Source organism: Variovorax sp. P1_H12_2, assembly GCF_056405335.1.
The window spans coordinates 1-6,433 of sequence record NZ_JBFUCI010000371.1; the positions used below are offsets into that span (position 1 = coordinate 1).

Sequence of the window (6,433 nt, forward strand, 5' to 3'; positions counted from 1 at the left end):
CTGCTGCTGCTGGGCCATGCGGCCTGGTACTGGCTGGAGCAGCCGTCCGACACCTCGCCGCGCTTCGTGCAGGCGGCGCTGACCGGCACCGGCCTGTTCGTGGTCGCGTTGCTCGCCCACGAGATGGCGCGCCGGCTCACGCGCGAAGAGGCGCTGGCCCAGCACAGCCGCAGCGCGGCGCAGATGCACGCGCTGGTCAACGACCTGGTGATCGAGACCCTCAGCGAAGGCGTTCTGGTGCTCGATTCGCAGGGCCAGGTCCACGCAGCCAATCCGGCCGCCGACGCGATCCTGGGCCAGGGCCTGGCCGACCTCGAGGTGCCTTTCACGCTCAGCGCCCATCCGGCCTGGGTCTCCCTGGCCGAGCTGGCGCGCCAGACGTTCGCACGGCGCACGCCGCAGTCGAAGGAGATCCCCGTCGCCCAGGCCCAGGGCGCCGCGCGCGAGGTCCGCGTGCGCACGCGGCTGACCCGCTCGCCCGACCCCCAGTCCGAGGGCCTCTGCGTGATGTTCCTGCAGGACCTGCGCGAACTCGAGGCCCGCATCCGCACCGAAAAGCTGGCCGCCATGGGCCGCATGTCGGCCGCAGTGGCGCACGAGATCCGCAATCCGCTGGCCGCCATCACCCAGGCCAGCGCCCTGCTGGCCGAGGACCTGGTCGACCCGGGGCACCGCCAGCTGACGACCATGGTGCAGCAGAACGCCCAGCGCCTGTCGCGCATCGTCGACGACGTGCTCGATGTCGCGCGGGCGCGGCAGCAGCGCGTGCTGCCGCTCGGCGAACAGGTGGCGCTCGATCCGACGGTCCGCGCGCTGGCCGAAGAATGGGTGCTGCAGGCGCAGCGCCAGGGCGTCCTGCTGGCGCTCGATGCCCCGGACAGCGCCGTGCGCTTCGATGTCGAGCATCTGCGCCGCATCCTCGTCAACCTGCTCGACAATGCGGCGCGCTATGCGGGAGACCGCGACGGCTCGATCCAGGTGGCCACCCGGCTCAGTCCCACCGGCCGGGCCACGCTGCAGATCTGGAGCGACGGCGCGCCGCTCGAGCCGGCGGTGCAGCGCCACCTGTTCGAGCCATTCTTCTCGTCCGAAAGCCGCTCGAGCGGCCTGGGTCTGTTCCTGTGCCGGGAGCTGTGCGAGCGGCACGGCGCGACGATCGGCTACGAACGCCGCGCACTGTCGCCGGGCGGCCCCGAGGGCAACGAGTTCTCCATTGCGTTTGCCGCCGCCGAGACCCGGCTGACACAATAGCGGCGTGAGCACCCCGCACCCGTCCGCCCCGCGCCCCGCCCAGATCCTCGTCGTCGACGACGAGCCCGATCTGCGCACGCTCTACGAACTCACGCTGCTGCGCGAGGGCTACCGCGTGCAGGCCGCGGGCAGTGTCGCCGAGGCTTCGCAGCACCTGGAAGCCGGCCGCTTCGATGCCGTGATCACCGACATGCGCCTGCCCGACGGACTCGGCATGGAGATCCTGCTGCGCATTCAGCAGGACCAGCGCGGCGAGCGCTGCGTCGTGATGACGGCCTACGGCTCGGCCGAGAACGCGGTCGAGGCCCTCAAGGCGGGCGCCTTCGACTACCTGACGAAGCCGGTCGACCTGAAGCAGTTCCGGGCCGTGGTGGCTTCCGCGGTGCAGGCCACGGCGCAGCTCGCGAGCGCCCGCGCGGTGCGCCCCGTCGACGAGCGGGCGGACGACGGCGCCAAGATCGCGAGCACGGTCGGCAGCGGCGGCGCGGCCGCGCTCGAGCGCCTGGTGGGCGACTCGGAGCCGATGCGCGTCGTCAAGGCGCGCATCGCCAAGGTGGCCCGCGGCATGGCGCCGGTGCTGGTCCGCGGCGAATCCGGAACCGGCAAGGAACTGGTCGCGCGGGCCGTGCACGCCTGCAGCCAGCGCAGCGACGGCCCCTTCGTCGCGGTCAATTGCGGCGCCATCCCGGAGAACCTGCTCGAGGCCGAATTCTTCGGCGCCCGCAAGGGCTCCTACACCGGCTCCTCCCAGGACCGCGACGGCTACTTCCAGGCCGCGCGCGGCGGCACGCTGTTCCTCGACGAGATCGGCGACCTGCCGCTGGCGATGCAGTCCAAGCTGCTGCGCGCGATCCAGGAGCGCAGCGTGCGCCCGATCGGCTCGACCCAGGAAGACGCGGTCGACGTCCGCATCGTGAGCGCCACCCACAAGGACCTGCACGCGGAGGTGCAGGCCGGACGTTTCCGGCAGGACCTGTTCTACCGCCTCAATGTGATCGAGATCGCGGTGCCGGCCCTGCGCGAACGGCGCGGCGACCTGCCGGCGCTGTGCAAGGCCTTGCTGGCACGCATCGGGCGCGACGCCGACATGCCGGTGCCGACGCTGTCGGCCGAGGTGCTGCTGCGGCTCGCCGAGCATCCGCTCAACGGCAACGTGCGCGAACTCGAGAACCTGCTGCACCGCGCGGTGGCGCTGAGCGACGGCGACATGCTGCACCTCGATTTCGTCGACAGCACGGCGCTGCTGGCCGAACCGTTGCTGTCGGAACCGGCGCCGCCGGCGTACGCGGCAGCCCCCGCCGCCGCAACGGCGTCGAGAGCCGCGCCCGCGGTGCCGAACGACCTGCAGAGCTACCTCGACCAGCAGGAGCGCGAGATCCTGGTCCGCGCGCTGCAGGAGACCGGATTCAACCGCACCGCCGCGGCCAACCGGCTCGGGCTCAGCCTGCGGCAGATCCGCTACCGGATCGCGCGCCTGGGCATCGCGACACCGAACGGCGACGACGCCAATGCCCTCGGTGATGACTGAGCCCCCACGCTCCCCCACTGCGAGTGGGTCGCTGCCCCCCGAGGGGGACGCTGCAGGCCGCCCGTCCGTGCGAAGCGCGGACTTCGCCGCTCTGGCGGCCCGGCGCCGGCCTGAGACTGAGCCCCCACGCTCCCCCACTGCGTGTGGGTCGCTGCCTGAGCCCGAAGCGGCCACCGGTCTCTGGCGRGACGGCTGGTATCAATTCGCGCGGCAATTGCGCTCGCCCAACTTCGGGCCGCGTCCGGCCGGCGCCCACATCGACCTGATCGTGCTGCATTCGATCAGCCTGCCACCGGGACGCTACGGCGGCGACGAAGTCCAGCAACTGTTCACCAACCGCCTCGATTGGGATGCGCACCCCTATTTCGACAGCATCCGCGGTCTCGAGGTCTCGGCGCACTTCTATGTGCGGCGCAACGGCGAGCTGTGGCAGTTCGTCGGCTGCGACGACCGCGCCTGGCACGCCGGCGCATCCTGGTGGCGCGGCCGCGCGAACTGCAACGACGATTCGATCGGCATCGAGCTCGAGGGCATCGAAGGCGGCCCGTTCGAAAGCGCCCAGTACGAAACGTTGACCAGCCTGTGCCCGGCGATCGCGCAGCGCCATGCCATCGGCTTCATCGCCGGCCACGAACACATCGCGCCGGGCCGCAAGGAAGACCCGGGCGCCGGCTTCGACTGGCACCTGCTGCAGCGCCAACTCGGCTGGAATCGGGCGATGTTTCCCCCCGCCGCGATGGCCCGCTAGTTTTTTTCAATCGGGTGGCGGGGTGCGATGCGTCGTCGATGCGACTCGACATCGGCACCCACGCAACCGCTCAAGCTCAGCAACCATGCGGTTTCCAAGCCCAAATGCGGCTGAAACGCCCGGCTGTCGCGGACTGCGATAACGTCTTTCACTGGCCATGGGGCAGACGCGCGATCCGACGCCTGCTCGCCCTGGTTCACAATCATTGAAAATTGTCGAAAACACTACATCTAGTGGGTTGTAGCCCCACGAGACCCTAGATATAGTGTGCCCTGCCCGGCGCCCGACGCCCGACGCCCAAAACCATGGCCGCGCTGGCACCGCCGCCCCAACAAGAATTGCCAACCGAGGATTCGCATGCAAACTGCCCTGAACACCCCCTCCGCCCCCCGCGCCTCCCACGCTGCTTCCTCGACGCCGCAGCAGCGCGACGTCGCCGGCTCGCCCGCCGGCGATGCGCTGGCCCACTACCAGATCATTCGCCGCAACGGTGCGGTCGTTCCCTTCGAGCCGAACAAGATCGCGATCGCGATGATGAAGGCCTTCCTTGYGGTGCACGGCACCCAGGGCGCGGCCTCGGCCAGCGTGCGCGAGACGGTCGACACCCTGACCCAGGCCGTGGTGCGCGCGATGGTGCGCTCGCGTCCGGGCGGCGGCACCTTCCACATCGAGGACGTGCAGGACCAGGTCGAGCTCGGCCTGATGCGCGGCGGCCACCACGAGATCGCGCGCGCCTACGTGCTCTACCGCGAACGCCGCTCCCAGGAGCGCAGCAAGCAGGGCGAGCAGGACGCGCCGATCGCGGTGTCCACGCTGCACGTGCTCGACCGCGGCGAGCGCGTCGCGCTCGACCTCAACGAGCTCAAGAGCCTGATCGAGTCCGCCTGCACCAACTTGGGCGACAGCATCACTTCCGGCCCGATCGTGGCCGAGACCATGCGCAACCTCTACGACGGTGTGCCGCTGGACGAGGTCTACAAGGCCTCGATCCTGGCCGCCCGCACGCTGATCGAGAAGGACCCCGACTACACCTTCGCCACCGCCCGCCTGCTGCTGCACACGATCTTCAAGGAAGTGATCGGCCGCGAAGTGCCGCTGGCCGAACGGGCCCAGGCCTACGCCGACTACTTCCCGCAGTTCATCAAGAAGGGCGTCGACAACGAGCTGCTCGACGAGAAGCTGCAGCAGTTCGACCTCGCCCGCCTGGGCGCTGCGCTCAAGCCCGAGCGCGACCTGCAGTTCGACTACCTCGGCCTGCAGACCCTCTACGACCGCTACTTCCTGCACGTGCGCAAGTCGCGCATCGAGCTGCCGCAGGCCTTCTTCATGCGCGTCGCGATGGGCCTCTCGCTCAACGAGATCGACCGCGAAGCCCGCGCCATCGAGTTCTACGAGGTGATGTCCTCGTTCGACTTCATGTCGAGCACCCCGACCCTGTTCAACAGCGGCACCCTGCGCTCGCAGCTGTCGAGCTGCTACCTGACSACCGTGCCCGACGACCTSGACGGCATCTACGAGTCSATCAAGGAAAACGCGCTGCTGTCGAAGTTCGCCGGCGGCCTGGGCAACGACTGGACCCGCGTGCGCGCGCTCGGCAGCCACATCAAGGGCACCAACGGCGAATCGCAGGGCGTGGTGCCTTTCCTCAAGGTGGTCAACGACACCGCTGTGGCGGTCAACCAGGGCGGCAAGCGCAAGGGCGCGGTCTGCACCTACCTGGAAAGCTGGCATCTCGACATCGAGGAATTCCTCGAGCTGCGCAAGAACACCGGCGACGACCGCCGCCGCACCCACGACATGAACACGGCCAACTGGATCCCCGACCTGTTCATGCGCCGCGTGATGGAAAAGGGCACCTGGACCCTGTTCTCGCCGTCGAACGTGCCCGACCTGCACGACAAGTTCGGCCTCGACTTCGAGACCGCCTACGTGGCCTACGAAGAAAAGGYCGCGCGCGGCGAGATCACGCCCAGCCGCACGCTGCAGGCCTCGGACCTCTGGCGCAAGATGCTCACGATGCTGTTCGAGACCGGCCATCCCTGGATCACCTTCAAGGACGCGTGCAACGTGCGCTCGCCGCAGCAGCATGCCGGCGTGGTCCATTCGTCGAACCTCTGCACCGAGATCACGCTCAACACCAGCGACACCGAAACCGCGGTCTGCAACCTCGGCTCGGTCAACCTGCTGCAGCATCTGAAGGACGGCAAGGTCGACCAGGCCAAGCTCCAGCGCACCATCTCGACCGCGATGCGCATGCTCGACAACGTGATCGACATCAACTACTACGCGGTCAAGAAGGCGCGCGACTCCAACCTGCGCCACCGCCCGGTCGGCCTCGGCCTGATGGGCTTCCAGGACGCGCTCTATGAGCTGCGCATCCCCTACGCCTCGCAGGAAGCGGTTCAGTTCGCCGACGAATCGATGGAAGCGATCTGCTACCACGCCTACTGGGCCTCGACCGACCTGGCGCGCGAGCGCGGCAAGTACTCGAGCTACAAGGGCTCGCTGTGGGACAAGGGCATCCTGCCGCCCGACACCCTCGACCTGCTCGAGAAGGCCCGTGGCGGCTACGTCGAGGTCGACCGCTCGGCCACGCTCGACTGGGACGCGCTGCGCCAGAAGATCAAGGCCGACGGCATGCGCAACTCCAACTGCGTGGCCATCGCACCGACCGCGACCATCTCCAACATCATCGGCGTCGACGCCTCGATCGAGCCCTGCTTCGGCAACCTCTCGGTCAAGTCGAACCTGTCGGGCGAGTTCACGGTCATCAACCACTACCTGGTGCGCGACCTCAAGCGCCTGGGCCTGTGGGACGACGTGATGGTGATGGACCTGAAGCATTTCGACGGTTCGCTGCGGCCGATCGACCGCGTGCCGCAGGACGTCAAGGCGCTCTACGCCAC

4 protein-coding genes are annotated in these 6,433 nt (G+C 68.9%); all 4 read left to right on the forward strand.

The window, feature by feature from the left end:
• Positions 1-1,251: sensor histidine kinase (locus tag AC1D2K_RS27325; protein ID WP_478092578.1), on the forward strand; the 1,251-nt coding region annotated here is incomplete at its 5' end.
• 4 nt (positions 1,252-1,255) lie between these two features.
• The gene (locus AC1D2K_RS27330; RefSeq protein ID WP_478092579.1) at positions 1,256-2,779 is read left to right on the forward strand and encodes a sigma-54-dependent transcriptional regulator; all 1,524 of its coding nucleotides are present in this window, start codon (positions 1,256-1,258) and stop codon (positions 2,777-2,779) included.
• A gap of 151 nt (positions 2,780-2,930) precedes the next feature.
• Positions 2,931-3,527 carry a 1,6-anhydro-N-acetylmuramyl-L-alanine amidase AmpD gene (ampD, locus tag AC1D2K_RS27335; RefSeq protein ID WP_478092584.1) on the forward strand — a complete coding sequence of 199 codons (597 nt, stop codon included), beginning with the start codon at positions 2,931-2,933 and terminating at the stop codon, positions 3,525-3,527.
• Between the two features lie 357 nt (positions 3,528-3,884).
• On the forward strand, positions 3,885-6,433 hold a 2,549-nt coding region (locus AC1D2K_RS27340; protein WP_478092581.1), incomplete at its 3' end, for a ribonucleoside-diphosphate reductase subunit alpha.